Genomic DNA, 19,700 nt, shown 5'->3' with positions numbered 1-19,700 from the left:
GTCCTTTCAGTGCTGGTAGCCGTAGACACCGCGCGACTGGTCGCGCACGAGACGGCCCTTTTCTAGTTCGATCACGCGCTTGCGCATCTGGTCGACGATCTGCTGGTCGTGGGTGGCCATGACCACGGTCGCCCCGGTGCGGTTGATCCGGTCCAGCAGCTTCATGATGCCGACCGAGGTCTGCGGGTCGAGGTTGCCGGTGGGCTCGTCGGCGATCAGCAGCTTCGGCTTGTTGACGAACGCGCGGGCGATGGCCACCCGCTGCTGCTCACCGCCGGACAGCTCGCCGGGCATCCGGTCCTCCTTGCCCGCCAGGCCGACCAGATCGAGCACCTGGGGAACGGACTTGCGGATGTCGCCGCGCGACCGGCCGATCACCTCCAGTGCGAAGGCGACGTTCTCCCCGACGGTCTTGTTGGGGAGCAGCCGGAAGTCCTGGAAGACCGTGCCGATCTGGCGGCGCATGTGCGGCACCTTCCAGTTGGACAGGCGGGCGAGGTCCTTGCCGAGGACGTGCACCTGGCCCTGACTGGCGCGCTCCTCCCTCAGGATCAGCCGCAGGAAGGTGGACTTGCCGGAGCCGGAGGAGCCCACCAGGAAGACGAACTCGCCGCGCTCGACCTCCAGCGACACGTCGCGGAGGGCGGGGCGGTTCTGCTTGGGGTAGAACTTCGAGACGTTGTCGAATCGGATCACGGATTTACACCACGTCGACCTGGGTAGGGGCAGCGGAAACCGCGGAGTGGATCCCCGTCGGTGTGGTGACCCTACGCGAATCCGCGCGGGGCCCGCAGTCGGCGTCCTCGGTTGGGGGTTTTGTCCGGCGGCGCATCAGGCACAAACCAGGCATTGGCCATGACTTTCTGCGCTCCGGGCCCGGTACTGGCACAGTGGAAGCAGAGCTTCCACCCTGCGGAGGCGGAAGCGGGAACAGAAGGCCGTCCGGTGGCGTTGGCGTTGCATAAGGAGGACATCGCATGACGTGCGACCGACTGGTGTGCGCCAACTGCGCAGGGCCGGTGAGTGAGGGCCGTTGCTCGGTGTGCCGCGCGCACCGCGAGCGGCTGCACCAGGAGAACGGACCGTTCTCCCTGGGCTCCCTTTCCCCGGCCGCGCTGGCGGCACTGCTGCTGACCCTGATCGCCGTGGCCCTGCTGGCCCGCCAGGCCGCCGTGTAGGCCGCTTCGCGGCGCCGTGCGGCGCGTGCGCGCGCCGCGACCGTACGGGACGTGTGAGGGGCCCGGGGACGCTGGATGCGTCCCCGGGCCCCTGACGTACGCGACTTCTGTGCTCCGTGTGCCGTCACACGCTGTCAGGCGTGTGCGGCGCCGCGCCGATCGCTCAGGCGACGGTGTTGCGGCTCACCATGCGCGGCATCAGGCGGAAGCCGATACCACCGGCGATCATCGTGGCGGCACCGATCAGCAGGAAGGTCGTCTCGGCGGCGCCGGTCTCGGCCAGCTCCTCCTTCGGCTTCTCCTGGCTGATCGGCCTGGTGCCGACGGAGTCGGTGTCGGTGCCGCCGCAGTCCACGGTGGACTCGTCGAGGATGCAGGTGTTCGCGTCCTCGTCCCCGCCACCGGTACCGCCGGTGCTGGCCGGCTGCTCGCCGTCACCACCGGTGGAACCGCCGTTGCCACCGGTGGAACCGCCGTTGCCACCGGTGGAACCGCCGTTGCCGCCGGTCGAGCCGCCGTTGCCGCCGGTCGAGCCGCCGTTGCCGCTGGTGGAGCCACCGGTCGAGCCGCCATTGCTGTCGGTGCCCGGGTCCTCGGTCGTGTTACCCGGGTCCTCCGTGGTGTTGCCCGGGTCCTCGGTCGTGTTACCCGGGTCCTCCGTGGTGTTGCCCGGGTCCTCCGTGGTGTTGCCCGGGTCCTCGGTCGTGTTACCCGGGTCCTCGGTCGTGTTGCCCGGGTCCTCGGTCGTGTTACCCGGGTCCTCCGTGGTGTTGCCGGGACCGGCGTTGACGTTGACCTCGGTGGTGTTCTCCGGGATGTCCGGAACTTCCGGGTCGTCTTCACTCGTGAAGTTCACGCCCAGCGCGGCCGAACCCTCCAGCGCCGACGCCGTGCCGACGGCCGTCAGCGACACACCCGCGAGGAACACCGCACCCGCGGCGACCCGCGCGACGCGCACCCGCGTCCTGGAATTTGCCATATGCCAACTACCCCCAGTAGTGGTCTTCGTCAGTGGGGCAGCCGTGCGGAGCTTCCTGCGTGCCGGGGTCCGTCGTGCCGAGCCGGCGACCGATCAGCGGTCGGGCTCTGTCCACCCCCGTACCTACGCGCCCCGAACACGCGCGTGCCGGCCAGAATGCTTTCCCAGCCCCGACACCGCCGTCAAGCCGGACCAACCCGAAATGTCCACGGTGGGCGGGTAGTTAGGGCCCCGGCGGACCGGGTTGTGACAGAACCGACACACAGGAGCACGGTTTTCCGGGGAAACGGCCCCGGGCCGGCCGCGGACCGGGGGGATCAGCCGGCGTTCTGCTGCTCCTGCTGCTTGCGCCAGCGGATGCCGGCCTCCAGGAAGCCGTCGATGTCGCCGTCGAGGACGGCCTGGGGGTTGCCGACCTCGTACTCGGTGCGCAGGTCCTTGACCATCTGGTACGGCTGGAGGACGTACGAACGCATCTGGTTGCCCCAGGAGTTGCCGCCGTCGCCCTTGAGGGCGTCCATCTTGGCCTGCTCCTCCGCCCGGCGGTGCGCCAGGAGCCGCGCCTGGAGGACGCGCATGGCGGCGGCGCGGTTCTGGATCTGGGACTTCTCGTTCTGGCAGGAGACGACGATGCCGGTGGGGATGTGCGTCATCCGGACCGCGGAGTCGGTGGTGTTGACCGACTGGCCGCCGGGGCCGGAGGAGCGGAAGACGTCGACGCGGATCTCGTTCTCGGGGATCTCGATGTGGTCGGTCTGCTCCACCACCGGCATCACCTCGACGCCCGCGAAGGACGTCTGGCGGCGGCCCTGGTTGTCGTAGGGCGAGATGCGCACCATGCGGTGGGTGCCCTGCTCGACGGAGAGGGTGCCGTAGGCGTAGGGCGCCTTGACGGAGAAGGTGGCGGACTTGATGCCCGCCTCCTCGGCGTACGAGGTGTCCAGGACCTCGGTCGGGTAGCCCTTGCGCTCGGCCCAGCGCAGGTACATGCGCATGAGCTGCTCGGCGAAGTCGGCGGCGTCCACGCCGCCGGCCTCCGCCCGGACGCTGACCATGGCCTCGCGGGGGTCGTACTCGCCGGACAGGAGGGTGCGGACCTCGAGCTCGTCCACGGCCTTCTGGACGGCCTGGAGCTCGCTCTCGGCCTCGGCGCGCGTGTCGGCGTCGTCCTCGGCCTCGGCCAGCTCGAACAGGACCCCGAGGTCGTCGATCCGGCCGTGCAGCTCCTCCACCTTGCGGACCTGCGCCTGGAGCAGGGACAGCTTGCTGGTCACCCGCTGGGCGTTCTCGGTGTCGTTCCACAGGGCCGGGTCCGCCGCCTGCTCTTCGAGCACGGCGATCTCGGCCCTCAGCTTCTCGAGGTCCAGGACGGCCTCGATCGACTCCATGGTCGAGGTGAGGGACTTCAGTGCTTCGGATACGTCGACGACTGCCACGCCCTCCAGACTAACGGTTGCCAGGAGCTTTGCCGCCGCCCCGTCGGGCGGGGGGCGGCGGCCCGGTGGCCGGGCCCCGCCGTGCACCGGGAGGGCCGCCCGCTCAGGGCGCCTCCGGGCGGTCCTCCTCGCTCTGCGACGGGACCGCGGGGCCGCCGCCCTCCTCGCCGCCGCCGGACAGGGCCAGCCAGCCGCCGATGCCGAGCGCGGCGGCGACGGCCGTGGCCGTGACGCCCTGCCTGACCCTGCGGCGGCGCTCGGCCGCCCGGTGGCGGGCGGATCCGGCGCGCGGGCTGCCCGGGGTGCGGGGCGCGCGGGCGGTGCCGTGGGCGCCGCCCGCCAGTTCGTCCGCGCCGGGGACGCGCATGCTGGTGTGGGTGTCGCGGGTGGAGTCGGGGGCGGGCCCGCCGTGGACGAGCGGGACGGCGCCGCGGGCGGGTGCGCCGTACGGGTCGGCGTCCGCACCGGGCCCGTACCGGCCGTCGTCGTACGCGGAGCCGCCGTGGTGCCCGTCGTGGTGTCCGTACGCTCCCCGCCGCTCGCCGCCGTAGGCGTCGGTCTCCGGCTCGGGTTCGTCGATGTCGAGCGGCGGCAGTCCCGCCAGGGCCGGCAGCATCTCCCGCAGCCGCGCGGCCATCTCGGAGGCGCGCAGCCGGGAGGCGGGGGCCTTGGCCAGGCACTGGTTGAGCAGTTGCCACAGTTCGTCGGGGATGCCCGGCAGCGGGGCGACGCGCTCGGTGACGTGGCGGCGCAGCACGGCCCCGGGGTGGCCCCCGCCGAAGGGCGTGAAACCGGCCAGCAGCTCGTACAGCACCGTGGCCAGGGCGTACACGTCGACGGAGGCGCGCGGCGGCAGGCCCTCGACGATCTCGGGGGCGACGTAGTCGGGGGTGCCGACGACCTTGCTGCCGCCGCCCCGGCTGGGCGCGTCGATCAGCTTGGCGACGCCGAAGTCGGTGAGCAGCGCGGGCGGGGCTCCGCCGGGCCCGGCCGGGCCGTGGACGTCGAGGAGGACGTTCTCGGGCTTGACGTCGCGGTGGACGATCCCGGCCGCGTGGGCGGCGGCCAGCGCGTCGGCGACGTCGGCTGCGACGGCGACGGCCACCTCGGGGGCGAGGCGGCGCTCGCGCTCCAGCCGGGTGCGCAGATCCGTGCCGCGCACGAGGTCCATGACGAGGGCGAGGTCGTTGCCGTCGACCACCAGGTCTCGCACCTTGACGACGCGCGGGTGGTCGAGGGCGAGCAGCGCGGTGCGCTCCTGGACGAAACGGCCCACCAGTTCCTGGTCCGAGGCCAGGTCCTCGCGCAGCAGCTTGACGGCGACGGGACTGCCCTTCGGCCCCACGCCCAGCCACACCGTGCCGGCGCTGCCCCGGCCCAGGATCCGATGGGCGGTGTACCGACTGCCGATCTTCCGTGACATGGCGACAAAACTACGCTTCCACGGGGGCGCCGTGCCCCCGGATGGCGGCAACCGCCACCTCCGGGACGGAAATCCGCCCCGAAAGTCGACAAAGCAACCGGTCCGCCGCCTCCGGGGCCGCCGCCCTCGCCGTCAGTTGCCCACGGGAAGCTCCGTGGGGACGTCCGAGGGGAGGTCGGTGGGCAGTTCCTCGGCCGCGTTGCCGAACTCCGTCATCCACGTCCAGGCCTCGCCCACCCAGTCCTTGGTGTCCTCCCAGAACTGCCGGCCCTGGTCCCACCACTCGGGCAGCGGGGTGAAGTTCCACACCAGCACGCAGATGAGCACGAAGACGAGGACCGTGAACAGGCAGCCCTTGAGACAGCCGAGCCCGGGGATGCGCATGGGGTTGGAGGTGCGCTGCCGCGGCGGGCGGGGCTCACGCCGGGGCGCGGGCGGGCGCGGGGGCTCGTACCGCTGCGGCTGCGGCTCCGGCCGGTGCTGCGGCGCGGGGGCGTACGGCTGCTGCGGCTGCTGCTGCCGGGCGTGCTGCCGCGGCTGGTGCTGCTGGTGCGGGGGCTGCTGGTGCTGCTGCGGGGCGGGGCGGCGCTGGGGGCGGCGGCGCAGCGGGTCCTGCTCCGGGTCCAGCGGCTGGATCTGGGTCTGCTCGTTGCGGTCCCGGGCGGCGCGCAGCTGGGTCTGCCAGGGGTGCGGTTCCTCGGGCCCGGGACCGTCACCGCCGCCCGGGGGCGTTCCCGGGGGCACGGGCGGCATGACCTGGGTGGCGCCCTCGTCCGGGCCTCCCCGGCCGGGGCCGCCGGCGTGCGGCAGGAAGCTGGTGGCGGCGTCGGGGTCGTACGCGGGCGCGCCGTCGCCGGGCCGGCCCGTGGTCGGCAGCACCTGGGTCGGATCGGAGGCGCCGGCCGGGGCCTGCCCCGGCACCGGGGTCGGCGAGGGGTCGGGACCCAGCAGCGCGGCGACGCCCATCGCGGCCTCGGCCTGCGCGGGCGTGGCGTGCACCCCGATCCCCTCGGCGACCGTCCGCAGGGCGCGTGCCAGGTTCTCGGCGCTGGGCCGCTCCTCGGGGTTCTTGCGCAGACAGCGCTCGATCACCGTCCACAGCGGCAGGGGCACGTTGCCGGGGCGCTGCGGCTCCTCGGTCAGATGGCGCTGGAGGATTTCCAGCGCGGTGCCGCCGCCGAAGGGGGGACGGCCGGTGACCAGTTCGTACAGCAGGATGCCCGCGCCGTAGACGTCCACGGCGGAGGTCTGCGGCCGGCCCTCGGCGGACTCGGGCGCGACGTACGCCGGAGTCCCGACGAACTCGTGGGTGCGGGTCAGCCCAGGGGAGTCGGCCAGGCGCGCGATGCCGAAGTCGGTGAGCATCGGGCGCAGGCCCGCGGGGTCGTCCTCGGAACCGGCGAGCAGCACGTTGGCGGGCTTGAGGTCGCGGTGGACGACGTCGTCGGCGTGGCTGGCGGCCAGCGCGTCGGCGACCTGCGCGGTCAGCAGCGCGGCGGCGACCGGCGAGAAGGGGCCGTTCTGCCGCAGGTAGCGGTCCAGGTCCGGGCCTTCGATCAGGTCCATGACGAGGGCGAGGAGTTCGCCCTCGACCACCAGGTCACGGGTGCGGACGATGTTGGGGTGGGTCAGGCGGAGCAGGACGGAGCGCTCGCGCAGGAAGCGCATCACCACGTCCGGGTCGCTCGCCAGCTCCTCCTTGAGGACCTTGATGGCCACGGTCTCGCCGGGGTGCCCGGCCACGGCCGCCTCGGCGCCCGCCGTCTCCCTCTGGCGCGCGCGCCAGACGGTGCCCGTGGCGCCGCGTCCGAGCGGCTCCTCGAGCAGGTACTTGCTCCCTACCGGCCGCACGTCATGCGCTCCCTGGTTCGTTCGGAACTGCCGGAGCCGCCACTGTACGGCGCTCCGGCGGCTCACTGTAGTGCCGTGTGCGACAGGGCACAGGCGTGAGCAGGCGCCCGGCCGGGCCGTTCCGCCCGGCCGGGCTTGCGCCCGTCCGGGCGCCCCGTGCCCTGTCCCCGTGCCCTGTCGGACGCGCCGCGCGGGCGGACGGTTGCCGGTGGGCGGTCCCGGACCCGTGCGGACGGCCCTCCCGGAGCGACGGGCGGTCGTCCGGGTTTTCGCGTCGGAGCGAAACGCGCAGGGGACGGGCAATTACCGGCCACATTTGCGTGCACAGCCGACCAATCAAGATCATTCGACGGAGGATCGTGGGTGCGATGACAGTGGTCGGTGCGAGGATGCATCCAGCATCACGGGACTGAAGGGGCCGATGTCGATGCAGATCCGGCTGACCGTCCTCGGGCCGCGCGGCGGTCACGCGGAGCAGAGCACCGGCGGTTGCGACGTGCTGGTGACCGCCCCCGCGGGCACCACACTCTCCGCGGTGACCGGTGCCCTCGCGGCGGCGGCCGCCTCCGCCGGTGCCGCGCCCGCCGCGGGCTCCGGGGAGGCGGTGGCGGTGTTCTCCGGCGCGCAGCGGCTGGACGCCGGGCGCCAGATGCTGGGAGTGCCGCCGCTGGTGGACGGCGCGGTGGTGTCCCTGTACGGGCCGACGGCCCCCTGGGGCCACGGCCCGGCTCCCGCCGGCGCGCGCGCCCGGCTGCACGTGGTCGCCGGGCCGGACGCGGGCGGGGTCCATCTGCTGCGGGGCGGGCAGGTGCGCGTCGGCCGCTCCGCCGAGGCGGACGTGCCACTGGACGATCCGGACGTCTCCCGGCTGCACTGCATGGTCACCGTGGCGGAGTCGGGGGTGGTGACGGTCACCGACCTGGCCTCCACCAACGGCACGACGGTCGACGGCGCCGCGGTCCACGACCGTCCGATGCCGCTGCCTCCGGGCGCGACGCTGCGGCTGGGCGAGTCCGCCGTACGGCTGCGGGCCGGGGCGGAGGAGCTGCCGGGCGGGCCGCCCGCCCTTCCGGACGGGGAGGGGCACCTGCGGGTCGCCGCGGGGGGCGCCGGCGCGGCCGGGCCGCTCCCGGAGCGGGGCTCCGCGCCCCCTGCCGGTCCCGCGGGCACCACCGCCCCCACAGCCGCCCCCACAGCCGAGACGGTCAGCGGGCTGGGCCGGGCGGCGCTGTCGCCGTACGGGCCCGGGGACGGCGGTCCGGGCGGCCCCGGCGCGGCGGCCACCCCGTACGTCCCCGGCGGTCCGGGTGCGGCCGAGGAGATCGAGCACGGCCGCGCCGACCACCCCTTCCCCTCCGGCGGCGGCACCCACGGGGCCGGGATCGCGCCTCCCGGCGGCGGCCCGGCCGCAGGGCGGCCCCGGCGCGGCGGCCTGGGCGCCTGGGCGCGGCGGCTCGCCGGGGGCGGCCGGAGGACGACGGCGCGGACGCCCACGGCACGGGCCGGGCGCGGCCCGGCCCGTCCGCCGTGCCCGCCGCGTCCGCGGGCCAGGAGCGCTGGCCCGACCCGTCGGAGATCCTGCTCACCGCCCTGGGCCCCGGCCCCCGCCTGTGGGAGCGCGGCCCCGGCCACCCCGACGCGCTGACCGTCCGGCTCGGCTCCGTCCGAGGCGCGGCCGGGGCCGTGGAGCCGGTGACGGTGGACCTGCGGCGTACGGGTTCGCTGGGTCTGGCCGGTCCACGGGCCCGGCTGCTGCCGCTGGTGCGCTCGGTCCTCGCCCAGCTCACCGCGCTGCACGGGCCGGGCGTCCTGGAGATCGTGCTGATCGCCCCGGGCCGGGCGCCCCGCGGCGGTGCGCACGACGCGGCGGAGGGCGCCGACTGGTCCTGGCTGGGCTGGCTGCCGCATCTGCGCCCGGCCCACGGCCAGGACTGCCGCCTGCTGCTGGCGTACGACCGCGAGCAGGCCGCCGCCCGCACCGAGGAGCTGCTGCGGCGGCTGGAGGAACCGGAGCCGGGTGCGGGCGCGCGACGCGGTCCGCTGACGGTCGCCGTGGTCGACGGCGACCCGGGTCCGGCCGAACTGCGCGACGCCGCGGCCCGGCTGGCGGCGCACGGACCGGCCGCCGGCGTCCATCTGCTGTGCCTGGCCGAGACGGCGGCCGCCACCCCCACGTCACCGCTCGCCGCGACCCTGGAGGCGGCGGCCGCCGTCTCCCCCGCCTTCCGCTCCTGCGGGGCGGTCGGCCTGCTCAGCGGCGCCGTCGCCACGGCGATACGGGTGGTGGCGCGCGGCACGGATCCGGCGAACGCCCCGGTCGCGACCGTGGACGGGGTGTCGTCGGCCTGGGCCGAGCGGTTCGCCCGGGCGCTGGCGCCGCTGCGCGAGGCGGACGCGGCCAGGGGTCCGTCCCCGGCCCGTCCCGTGCCGCTGCCGCCGAGCTCCCGGCTGCTGGAGGAGCTGGGCCTGGCCCGGGCCACCCCCGCGGCGCTGCTGGCCCGCTGGGCCGACGACCCCGCCGAGCGCGGCGCACCCGCCGGTCCGCGGGCCGAGGCCGTGCTGGGCGCGGGCCCGCACGGACCGGTCACCGCGGACCTCGCGGCCGGCCACGGCCCCTTCCTGATCTCGGGTCCGGCCGGTTCCGGCAAGACCGAGCTGCTGCGCTCGGCGGCCGCCTCGCTGGCCGCCGGGGAGCGGCCGGACAGGCTGGCCCTGGTCCTGGTGGACGGGGACGGCGACGGGCTGCGGGCCTGCGGGGACCTGCCGCACGCCACGACGTACCTGGCCGCGGGGGATCCGGTGCGGATGCGGGAGTTCGCCCAGGCCCTGGGCGGTGAGCTGAAGCGCCGCGCGGAACTGCTCGGCGACCGCACCTACGAGGCGTACGCGGCGGAGGTGCCGCGCGCGCGGCGCCATGCCGCCGTCGGCCCCGCCGGCGGCCCGGCCGCCCGGGTGGTCGCCCAGCGCCGGGCCGCGGGCGCTCCCCGGACGGGTGCGGGCTCCGGCGCGGGGGTCGGCACGGGCGCCGAGCCCGGCGCCCTCAAGCTCCGTGCGCCCGGGGAGGCGGATCCCGCCGAGGCCGCGGCCGCTCCGGGACCGCTGCCCCGGCTGGTGGTCCTCGTCGACGACTTCGACACGCTGGTCGCCCCCGCCCTGGGCAACCCCGGCCGGCCGGCGGCCGGTTCGGTGGTCCGGGCGCTGGAGGCCGTGGCACGGGACGGGGCGCGGCTGGGGGTGCATCTGATAGCCGCCACCGGGCGGCCGGAGCACACCGGGCGGACGGCCACCGGGCAGGGCGCGGTCCTGCGGGCCTTCCTGGGCTCCGACACCCGCGACGGGCCGGACGTCCGGGGCGCTTCGGACGGCCGGGGCGGCCCCGCGGAGGGGCCGCTGCCGGGGCGCGGGTCGCTGCACCGGCCGGACGGCTCGGTGACCCCCTTCCAGGCGGGCCGGGTGTCGGGCCGCATACCCCGCACGGCGACTCTGCGGCCGACGGTGGTCCCCCTGGACTGGGCGCGCGCCGGGGATCCCCCCGCCCGCCGCCCCGTACGCGAGCTGGGCAACGGGCCGACCGATCTGGCTCTGCTCGCCAGCGCGGTCGAGCGCGCCGCCCGCGAGGCGGGCGCCCCCGCGCCCCCCTCGCTGATGTGACGCCGGCGGGCCCGGCAGGGCAGGTCGGGCCTTATGGTCACGAGCCGGTCACGAACGACGATTTGACATGTGAAGCGCTGTTGCCGGGCAATGTGTTCAGGCGTAGGACTGACCGAACGGGACGTACGGCGCGGCCGTTCGACGACCGGCCGTGCCCACAGTGGGGACGGTGAGCTATGCGCACTTCTGTCCGTACAACTCGATCGCGGGCCCGCAGAGCGGGCATCGCGCTGGCCGCGGCGCTGGCACTGTCGCTGACGGCCGCCTGCGGCGGAGGTGACGGCGGGGGCGACAAGTCCGGTGGCTCCGGGAACGGAGCGGGCGACGGGCGGGAGTCCACCGTCGAACTACCGGATCTGAAGGGGCAGAAGCTCCAGGTGGCGGCCGTGTGGACCGGCCCGGAGCAGAAGAACTTCCGCAAGGTCCTCGACGAGTTCGAGAAGCGCACGGGCGCCGAGGTCGGCTTCGTTCCGACCGGTGACAACGTGGCGACCTTCGTCGGTTCCAAGATCGAGGGCGGCGCGCCGCCGGACGTGGCGATGCTGCCGCAGGTCGGCGTGCTCCACCAGTTCGCCGAGAAGGGCTGGATCAAGCCGCTCAAGGCCGAGGCGCGCGAGCAGTTGGAGAAGAACTTCTCCCAGGGCTGGCGGGATCTGGGCGCCCACGACGGCGAGCAGTACGGCGTCTACTTCAAGGCCGCCAACAAGTCCCTGGTCTGGTACAACACCGCCGCCTTCGAGAACGCGGGCGTGAGCGAGCCGAAGACCTGGGACGAGTTCCTGGAGACCGCCCAGACCATCTCCGACTCCGGCGTCCCGCCGGTCTCGGTCGGCGGCGCGGACGGCTGGACCCTCACCGACTGGTTCGAGAACGTCTACCTCTCCCAGGCCGGGCCCGAGAAGTACGACCAGCTCGCCAAGCACGAGATCAAGTGGACCGACCCCTCCGTCAAGGAGGCGCTGACCACCCTCGGCGAGCTGTTCGGCAGGAAGGAACTGCTGGCGGGCGGCAACCAGGGCGCGCTGCGCACGGAGTTCCCCAAGTCCGTCACCCAGGTCTTCGCCGATGTCCAGGAGCCGCAGGCCGCGATGGTCTACGAGGGCGACTTCGTCGCCGTCAACATCGGCGACACCGAGGCGGAGATCGGCCAGGACGCCAAGGTCTTCCCCTTCCCGGCCGTCGGCGAGAGCTCTCCGGTGGTCAGCGCGGGCGACGCGGCGGTGGCGCTGAAGGACAGCGAGGGCGCCCACGCCCTGCTCACCTTCCTGGCCTCCACCGACGCCGCCGCGATCTGGGCGGAGCAGGGCGGCTTCATCTCGCCCAACAAGGAGCTGGACACCTCCGTCTACCCCGACGACGTGCAGCGCGACATCGCCGAGGCGCTGATCGCCGCGGGCGACGACTTCCGCTTCGACATGTCCGACCAGGCTCCGGCCGCCTTCGGCGGCACCAAGGGCGAGGGCGAGTGGAAGGCGCTCCAGGACTTCCTGGCGGATCCCGGGGACGTGGCCGGCGCCCAGCGGGAGCTGGAGGCCGCCGCGGCCAAGGCGTACGGCGACTGACGGGCCGGGACGGAGGCACGACTGCCATGTCGACCGCCACAGCGGGCGGCCCGGCGGCCCCCGGCCCGCCGGGCCCGCCCGCCCCCGGGACCCACCGCTCCTCCATCGTCCGCACCCGGCCCTGGCTGGCGGTCTGCTTCCTGCTGCCGGCCCTGGTGCTGCTGGGCGCGCTGGTCGTCTATCCCATCGTCTACTCGGTCCACCGGAGCCTCTTCGACGCCTCCGGCACCGGATTCGTCGGCCTGGGCAACTACATCGAGCTGTTCACCGACGACGACACCCTGACGGCGATCAAGAACAACACGATCTGGGTGATCGTCGCCCCGACCGTCTGCACCGCCCTCGGGCTGATCTTCGCGGTGCTGACCGAACGGGTTCGCTGGGGCACCGCGTTCAAGCTGATCGTCTTCATGCCCATGGCCATCTCGATGCTCGCCGCGGGCATCATCTTCCGCCTGGTGTACGAGCAGGACCCGGACCGCGGGGTGGCGAACGCCGTCTGGGTCGGAATACACGACACCTTCAACGAGGCCTCCGCCTGGCCCGGCGCCCGCCCGCGGCCGAACGGGGACCTGGAGAAGACCGGCGGCGGCTCGTACACCACCGGGTCCCCGGTGGACGCCGCGGGCCCGGCGAACCTGCCGCTGGTGGGCGTACCTCCCCAGGACCTGACCGACGCCGCCGAGGCGTCGCCCGCGCGGCCCGCGGGCGACGGCGGGGTCACCGGCACGGTCTGGGTGGACTTCGCCAAGGGCGGCGGAGGCGAGCCGAACGTCGTGGACCCGGGCGAGAAGGCCCTGGCCGGGGTGGTGGTCGAGGCCGTGCGGGACGGCAGGGTGGTGGCCACCGCCACCACCGGCGAGGACGGCGTCTTCACCCTGCCCGCCGAGGCGGACGGCGCCCATCTGCGGCTGCCCGCCTCCAACTTCACCGAGGCCTACAACGGGGTCAACTGGCTCGGCCCGTCCCTGATCACCCCGGCCATCATCGCCTCCTACGTCTGGATGTGGGCGGGCTTCGCGATGGTGCTGATCGCGGCGGGCCTGGCGGGGGTGCCCCGCGAACTGCTGGAGGCGGCACGGGTGGACGGCGCGAACGAGTGGCAGGTCTTCCGCAGGGTCACGGTGCCGGTGCTGGCACCCGTGCTCGCGGTCGTCCTCGTCACCCTGATGATCAACGTGCTGAAGATCTTCGACCTCGTCTACATCATCGCCCCGGGTGCCACCCAGTCCGACGCGAACGTGCTGGCGCTCCAGCTGTACCTGTCGTCCTTCGGCACGGGCGCGGACCAGGGCGTGGGCAGCGCCATCGCGGTGCTGTTGCTGCTGCTGGTGGTGCCGGTGATGGTCTTCAACATCCGGCGGCTGAGGAGGGAGAACCGACGGTGAGCACTCTCTCCGACACGGCATCGGGCCCCGAGCCGGCGCCCGCACCCGTGCCCGCGCCCGCGGCGCCGAGGCGGAGCGACCGGACGCGCCGGCCGCTCGGCGCGCGGATCGCCGCGCTCACCGGGCACTGGGCGGTGCGCTTCACCCTGGTCGTGGTCGCCCTGCTGTGGCTGCTGCCGACGACCGGGCTGCTGCTGTCGTCCTTCCGGGAGCGTTCCGACGTCTCCTCCTCCGGCTGGTGGACGGCGCTGGGCGACTGGTCGCAGCTGACGGCCTCCAACTACCGCTCCCTGCTGGAGAACGACGCCATCACCGGCTCCCTGCTGACCACCCTGGTCATCACCGTGCCCTCCACGGTGCTGGTCGTGGTGATCGGCTCGCTGGCCGGATACGCCTTCGCCTGGCTGGACTTCCCCGGCCGGGACTGGTGGTTCCTGGCTGTCGTCGGGCTGCTGGTGGTGCCGGTGCAGGTGGCGCTGATCCCGGTGGCCAAACTCTTCAACACCCTGGGGATCTTCGAGACCACCGTCGGCGTGGTGGTCTTCCACACGGCCTTCGGCCTGCCGTTCGCGATCTTCCTGCTGCGCAACTTCTTCGCCGAGATCCCGCGCGAACTCCTGGAGGCGGCGCGGCTGGACGGCGCCGGCGAGGTGCGGCTGTTCACCCGTGTCGTCCTGCCGCTGGGCGGCCCGGCGATCGCCTCGCTGGGCATCTTCCAGTTCCTGTGGGTGTGGAACGACATGCTGGTCGCGCTGATCTTCGCCGACGCGGGCGATCCGCCGATCACGGTCGCCCTCCAGCAGCAGGTGCGCCAGTTCGGCAACAACATCGACGTGCTGGCCTCGGGCGCGTTCGTGTCGATGGTGGTCCCGCTGGTGGTGTTCTTCGCCTTCCAGCGGCAGTTCGTCTCGGGCGTGATGGCCGGCGCGGTGAAGTAGGGCCGGCAACCGCGCCGTACACGGTGGGAGGGCGGCCTGACGGCCGCCCCTCCCACCGTGCCCTCCCACTGCTCCCCGGTGTGCCCGGGCGCTCGGCGCTCCGGCGCGTCAGCGGTTGCTGCGCAGCAGTGTGCGCATCGTGCGCATCGCCACCGACAGGTTCGCCAGGTCGAAGGTGTCCGACTCGCGGATCTCCTCCAGTGTGGCCCTGGCCCGCCCCAGGACGGCGGCGCTCTTCTCCTCCCACGCCTTGAAGCGCTGCTCGGGCGTGGCACTGCCGTCCCCGGAGGCCAGCACGTCCGCCGTGAGGAGCTGGTGGGCGGCGTAGAGGTCCTCGCGGATCGCCGCGCGGGCCATCGACTGCCAGCGGTCGGAGCGCGGCAGCTCGCTCACCCTGTCCTGGAGCTCGGTGATGCCCAGCCGGTCGGCCAAGTCGTAGTAGACCTCGGCGACGTCCAGCAGTTCACGGCCGGTGCGGTCGGCGACGGCCACCACGTCCAGGGCGGGGAAGACGGAGGAGAAGCCCGCCACCCGCAGCGCCAGATCGCCGGGGACCCCGGCGCCGGTCAGCTCGTCGTTGACGCTCTGGTGCCAGTCCAGGTCCGCGCCCCTGAGCAGCTTGGGCAGCTGGGACCAGACCACCTCCACCCGCTCCCGGAAGACCTCGATGGTCTCGGCGAGCTTCAGCGGCTGCGGCCGGTTGTTCAGCAGCCAGCGGGTGCCCCGCTCGACCAGCCGCCTGGCGTGCAGCCGCATGCGGGTCTGGACGTCGGCGGCCACCGTGTTGTCCAGCTCCTCGACCTCGTCCCAGACGCGGGCCAGACCGAAGATCTCCCGGGAGGCGGTGTGCGCCCGCACGATCTCCTCCGCCGAGGCGCCCGACTCCTCCTTCATCCGGTGCACCAGGGTCGAACCACCGGTGTTGACCGTGTCGTTGACCAGGAGGGTCGTGACGATCTCGCGCCGCAGGGCGTGGCGCTCGATCTGCTCGGGGAAGCGTTCGCGCAGCGCGGTGGGGAAGTACGCGTGCGCCAGCCGCTGCAGGTAAGGGTCGTCCGCCAGGCCGGTGTCCGCCAGTTCCTCGGTGACGGTGATCTTGGCGTACGCCAGCAGCACCGCCATCTCGGGCTGGGTCAGCCCGCGGCCGTGCGCCAGCCGCTCGCGGATCTGCCGGTCGGCGGGCAGGAACTCCAGCTGACGGTCCAGCCGCCCCTGGCGGGAGAGGCTGCGCATCAGCCGCTGCTGGGCGTGGAGCAGGTCGGGCGCCTGCCGCATCGCGTTGGCCAGCGCCACGTTCTGCGCGTAGTTGTTGCGCAGCACCAGCTCGGCGACCTCGTCGGTCATCTCCGCCAGCAGCGCGTTGCGCTGCTTGACGGTCATGTCGCCGTCGGCGACGACCGAGTTGAGCAGGATCTTGATGTTGACCTCGTGGTCGGAGGAGTCCACGCCCGCGCTGTTGTCGATGGCGTCGGTGTTGATCCGGCCGCCCTCGTGCGCGAACTCGATGCGGCCGAGCTGGGTCAGGCCCAGGTTCCCGCCCTCCCCGACGACCCGCACGCGCAGGTCCCGGCCGTTGACGCGGATCGCGTCGTTGGCCTTGTCGCCGACGTCGGCGTCGGTCTCGGTGGACGCCTTGACGTAGGTGCCGATGCCGCCGTTCCACAGCAGGTCCACCGGGGCCTTGAGGATGGCCCTCATCAGCTCGGCCGGCGTCATCTTGGTGACGCCGCCCTCGATACCCAGCGCCTGGCGCACCTGCGCGCTGACGGGGATGGACTTGGCGCTGCGGGGGTGGACGCCGCCGCCGGGCGACAGCAGCGAGGTGTCGTAGTCGGCCCAGGAGGAGCGCGGCAGTTCGAACAGCCGGCGGCGTTCGGCGTAGGAGGTGGCCGCGTCCGGGTCCGGGTCGAGGAAGATGTGGCGGTGGTCGAAGGCGGCCACCAGCCGGATGTGCTCGCTGAGCAGCATGCCGTTGCCGAAGACGTCCCCGGACATGTCGCCGATGCCGACGACCGTGAAGTCCTCGGTCTGGGTGTCGTGCCCGAGTTCGCGGAAGTGCCGCTTGACCGACTCCCAGGCGCCGCGGGCGGTGATGCCCATGGCCTTGTGGTCGTAACCGGCCGAGCCGCCGGAGGCGAAGGCGTCGCCGAGCCAGAAGCCGTAGGCGGTGGCGACCTCGTTGGCGGTGTCGGAGAAGGATGCGGTGCCCTTGTCGGCCGCGACGACCAGGTAGGTGTCGTCCCCGTCGTGCCGCACCACGCGCTCGGGCGGTACGACCTGGCCGCCCACGAGGTTGTCGGTGATGTCGAGCATGCCGGAGATGAAGGTCTTGTAGCAGGCGATGCCCTCGGCCAGCCAGGCGTCGCGGTCCACCGAGGGGTCGGGCAGCCGCTTGCCGACGAAGCCGCCCTTGGCCCCCACCGGCACGATCACCGTGTTCTTGACCTCCTGCGCCTTGACCAGGCCCAGGATCTCGGTGCGGAAGTCCTCGCGCCGGTCGGACCAGCGCAGGCCGCCGCGGGCGACCTTGCCGAACCGCAGGTGCACGCCCTCCACGCGCGGGGAGTACACCCAGATCTCGTACGCCGGGCGGGGGGCGGGCAGGTCCGGGATGGCCTGCGGGTCGAACTTCATCGACACGTACGCGTGCGGCCGGCCCGACTCCTCGTCGCGCGGCTGGAAGTAGTTCGTGCGCAGGGTGGCCTTGATGAGGGTGAGGAACGAGCGCAGGATGCGGTCCTCGTCCAGCGAGGCGACCTGGTCCAGCGCCCCGTCCAGCTCCTCCAGCAGGCCGTCGGTCAGTTCGTGGCCGGCGGCGGCGCGGTCCGGGGAGAGGCGGGCCTCGAAGAGGCTGACCAGCAGCCGGGTGGTGTGGACGTTGCGGCGGAGGGTGTCCTCCATGTAGTCCTGGCTGAAGGGCGAGCCGGCCTGCCGCAGGTACTTGGCGTAGGCGCGCAGCACCATCGCCTGCCGCCAGGTCAGTCCGGCCGACAGCACCAGCGCGTTGAATCCGTCGCTCTCGGCCTCGCCGCTCCAGACGGCGGCGAAGGCGTCCTGGAAGCGCTCGCGGGCGTCCCCCTCCAGGTTCTGCGCGTGGTTGGCCGGCAGCCGGAGCCCGAAGTCGTAGATCCATGCCGGGGAGCGGTCGGCGCAGCGCAGCTCGTAGGGGCGCTCGTCGACGACCTCCACGCCCATGGCCTGGAGGATCGGCAGCACGGCGGAGAGCGAGACGGGCTCGCCGGTGCGGTAGATCTTGAAGCGGCGGTCGCCGGGGCCGGCCCCGACCGGCTCGTACAGGCTGAGGGCGAAGTCGCTGACGCCCTCGCCCCGTTCCAGGCCCTGGATGTACTGGAGGTCGGCGACGGCGGTGCGGGGCGGGAAGTCGGCCTTGTATCCCTCGGGGAAGGCGCCGCCGTAACGGTGGGCGAGCCGGGCCGCCCGCTCCTCGCCGACCTCGGCGACCAGCGCCTCGGAGAAGCCGTCGGCCCAGGAGCGGGCGGCCTCCACCAGCCGGGCCTCGATGCGCTCGGCGTCGGCGTGGGTCAGCTCCACCAGCTCCGTGCCCTGCGGGACGCGGACGACGAAGTGCAGCCGGGCGAGGACCGACTCGGTGTTCCAGGCGGTGAAGTCGACGTTGGTGCCGCCCAGCTCCTCCATGAGGATGTCGGTCATCCGCAGCCGCACGGCGGTGGTGTAGCGGTCGCGCGGCAGGTAGACCAGCGCGGAGTAGTAGCGGCCGTACTCGTCCTGCCGCAGGTAGAGCCGGAGTTTGCGGCGCTCCTGGAGGTACAGCACGGAGGTGGCGATCTCGCGCAGCTCGTCGGCCGGGATCTGGAAGAGCTCGTCGCGCGGGTACGTCTCCAGGATCTGGAGCAGGTCGCGGCCGTCGTGGCTGTCGGGGACGAAGCCGGTGGAGCCGATCACCTCCTCGACCTTGCGGCGGATGACCGGCACCCGGCGCACCGACTCGGTGTAGGCGGCCGACGAGAACAGGCCGAGGAAGCGGCGCTCCCCCACCACGTTGCCGGCCTCGTCGAACTTCTTCACCCCGATGTAGTCGAGGTAGGAGGGGCGGTGGACGGTGGCCCGGCTGTTGGCCTTGGTGAGCACCAGCAGCCTGTGCTCGCGGGCCTTGGCGCGGACACCGGCCGGGAGGCGGTTGAAGGAGGGCGACACCGGGTGGGCGTGGGTGTGGGCGGGCGCGTGGGGGCGGGGGGAGGCGCCGTCGTGGTCACCGCCGCGTGCGCCGCCCTCGTCGCCTCCCCGGTCGTCGCCTCCCCGGTCGTCGTCGCCATGGTCGTCGTGGTGCGGATCGGAGCGCAGAATGCCCAGACCGGTGCCCGGGACGGCGGTGAGCAGCAGCTCCTCGTTCCCGTCCGCGGCCTCGGAGGTCAGCTCGTACTCGCGGTACCCCAGGAAGGTGAAGTGGTCGTCCGCGAGCCAGCGCAGCAGCTCACGCGCCTCCTCGACCTCCTGCTCGGGCAGGTCGCCGGCGAGCGGCTCGTCGGGCAGGCCGTCGGCGATCCGCAGCGCGGCGTTCCGCATCTTCTGCCAGTCCTCGACGGCCTCGCGCACGTCGGACAGGACGCGCCGAAGGTCGGCGGTGATCCGCTTCAGGTCGTCGCGGTCGGTCTCGCGGTCGATCTCGACATGGATCCAGGACTCGGTGAGCGCGTCGTCCGGCATCTCCTCCCGGGGCCGGGCGCCCGCGTCCAGGACCTGGAGCAGCCTGCCGGTGACATCGCGGCGGACGATGACCTGGGGGTGGATCACCAGGTGGATGCCGCGTCCCTGCCTGGTCAGCTCGTTGGTGACCGAGTCCACCAGGAAGGGCATGTCATCGGTGACGACCTCCACGACGCTGTGGGTGCACGTCCAGCCGTTCTCCTCGACGGACGGGGTGTGGACGCGGACGTTGGCGGTGCCCTGGGGGCGCTGCTGGGCCAGCCGGCAGTGGGAGACCGCGGCCCCGTAGACGTCGACCGGGTCGCGGTCGGTGAGGTCCTCGGGAGCGGTGTGCAGGTAGTAGCGCTGGAGGTACGGGCCGAGGGCCCCGGCGTCCAGTCCCGGTACGGGTTGGCTGCCGGCGGGACCGCTGTCGGCGACCCGGGCGGCTCGTTCGAGCAGCTCGGCCTTTGCTTCGTCCAGCTTGGTCTGCATGTCGTCTGGCTCCTGTCGCGCGCCGTTGCGTGACGTCAAGGCGTTGAGGGTTCTGAGGGTCCGGCGCCGGCACACCAAGTGTCCGCCGGAGCGGGGCGTCATGCCCGGAGAGGGTGTGACCTGCGGCATCCCCG

The 19,700-nt window shown here is 73.5% G+C and carries 12 protein-coding genes; 6 read left to right on the top strand and 6 right to left on the bottom strand.

Annotated elements, in window-relative coordinates; translation table 11 throughout:
* Positions 1–6: 6 nt before the first annotated feature.
* The gene (gene ftsE / locus QPK52_RS17095; RefSeq protein WP_093654086.1) at positions 7–696 is read right to left on the bottom strand and encodes a cell division ATP-binding protein FtsE; all 690 of its coding nucleotides are present in this window, start codon (positions 694–696) and stop codon (positions 7–9) included.
* A 281-nt stretch (positions 697–977) separates the two neighbouring features.
* On the opposite strand from ftsE, the gene QPK52_RS17090 reads away from it, so the two are divergent.
* A complete protein-coding gene (locus QPK52_RS17090) occupies positions 978–1,178 on the top strand; it encodes a hypothetical protein (RefSeq protein ID WP_410538365.1) in 201 nt (66 codons plus the stop codon).
* Positions 1,179–1,341: 163 nt separating this feature from the next.
* Here the strand turns inward: QPK52_RS17090 and QPK52_RS17085 are convergent, their stop codons facing one another.
* From QPK52_RS17085 to QPK52_RS17070, 4 genes are all read right to left on the bottom strand, one after another.
* On the bottom strand, positions 1,342–2,157 hold the full coding sequence (locus QPK52_RS17085) for an LPXTG cell wall anchor domain-containing protein (RefSeq protein WP_410538364.1): 816 nt from the start codon (positions 2,155–2,157) through the stop codon (positions 1,342–1,344).
* A gap of 317 nt (positions 2,158–2,474) precedes the next feature.
* Entirely contained in the window at positions 2,475–3,593 is a 1,119-nt protein-coding gene (prfB, locus tag QPK52_RS17080) for a peptide chain release factor 2 (protein WP_093654080.1), read from the bottom strand.
* 103 nt (positions 3,594–3,696) lie between these two features.
* Positions 3,697–5,016: a serine/threonine-protein kinase gene (locus QPK52_RS17075; protein ID WP_410538363.1), complete on the bottom strand. Its 1,320-nt coding sequence runs from the start codon at positions 5,014–5,016 to the stop codon at positions 3,697–3,699.
* Positions 5,017–5,148: 132 nt separating this feature from the next.
* A complete protein-coding gene (locus tag QPK52_RS17070) occupies positions 5,149–6,867 on the bottom strand; it encodes a serine/threonine-protein kinase (protein WP_410538362.1) in 1,719 nt (572 codons plus the stop codon).
* 421 nt (positions 6,868–7,288) lie between these two features.
* Here QPK52_RS17070 and QPK52_RS17065 point away from each other — a divergent pair, with 421 nt between their 5' ends.
* The 5 genes from QPK52_RS17065 to QPK52_RS17045 all read left to right on the top strand — a co-directional run bounded on the left by QPK52_RS17065 (position 7,289) and on the right by QPK52_RS17045 (position 14,406).
* On the top strand, positions 7,289–8,512 hold the full coding sequence (locus QPK52_RS17065; RefSeq protein ID WP_410538361.1) for an FHA domain-containing protein: 1,224 nt from the start codon (positions 7,289–7,291) through the stop codon (positions 8,510–8,512).
* A complete protein-coding gene (locus QPK52_RS17060; RefSeq protein ID WP_410538360.1) occupies positions 8,395–10,518 on the top strand; it encodes an FtsK/SpoIIIE domain-containing protein in 2,124 nt (707 codons plus the stop codon). Before QPK52_RS17065 ends, QPK52_RS17060 begins: the two co-directional genes overlap by 118 nt.
* Positions 10,519–10,694: 176 nt before the next feature.
* A complete protein-coding gene (locus QPK52_RS17055) occupies positions 10,695–12,080 on the top strand; it encodes an ABC transporter substrate-binding protein (RefSeq protein WP_410538359.1) in 1,386 nt (461 codons plus the stop codon).
* A 26-nt stretch (positions 12,081–12,106) separates the two neighbouring features.
* On the top strand, positions 12,107–13,468 hold the full coding sequence (locus QPK52_RS17050; protein ID WP_410538358.1) for an ABC transporter permease subunit: 1,362 nt from the start codon (positions 12,107–12,109) through the stop codon (positions 13,466–13,468).
* Positions 13,465–14,406, top strand: a complete 942-nt coding sequence (locus QPK52_RS17045) for a carbohydrate ABC transporter permease (protein ID WP_410538357.1) — start codon at positions 13,465–13,467, stop codon at positions 14,404–14,406. Before QPK52_RS17050 ends, QPK52_RS17045 begins: the two co-directional genes overlap by 4 nt.
* A gap of 108 nt (positions 14,407–14,514) precedes the next feature.
* Here QPK52_RS17045 and QPK52_RS17040 read toward each other — a convergent pair whose 3' ends face one another.
* Entirely contained in the window at positions 14,515–19,566 is a 5,052-nt protein-coding gene (locus QPK52_RS17040) for an NAD-glutamate dehydrogenase (protein ID WP_410538356.1), read from the bottom strand.
* Positions 19,567–19,700: the final 134 nt, after the last annotated feature.

It is taken from the genome of Streptomyces sp. KL2, from assembly GCF_046529545.1.
Lineage (GTDB): Bacteria > Actinomycetota > Actinomycetes > Streptomycetales > Streptomycetaceae > Streptomyces > Streptomyces radiopugnans.
Note: the sequence above shows the minus strand (reverse complement) of the source record. Positions and strands in the feature narration are given on the sequence as shown.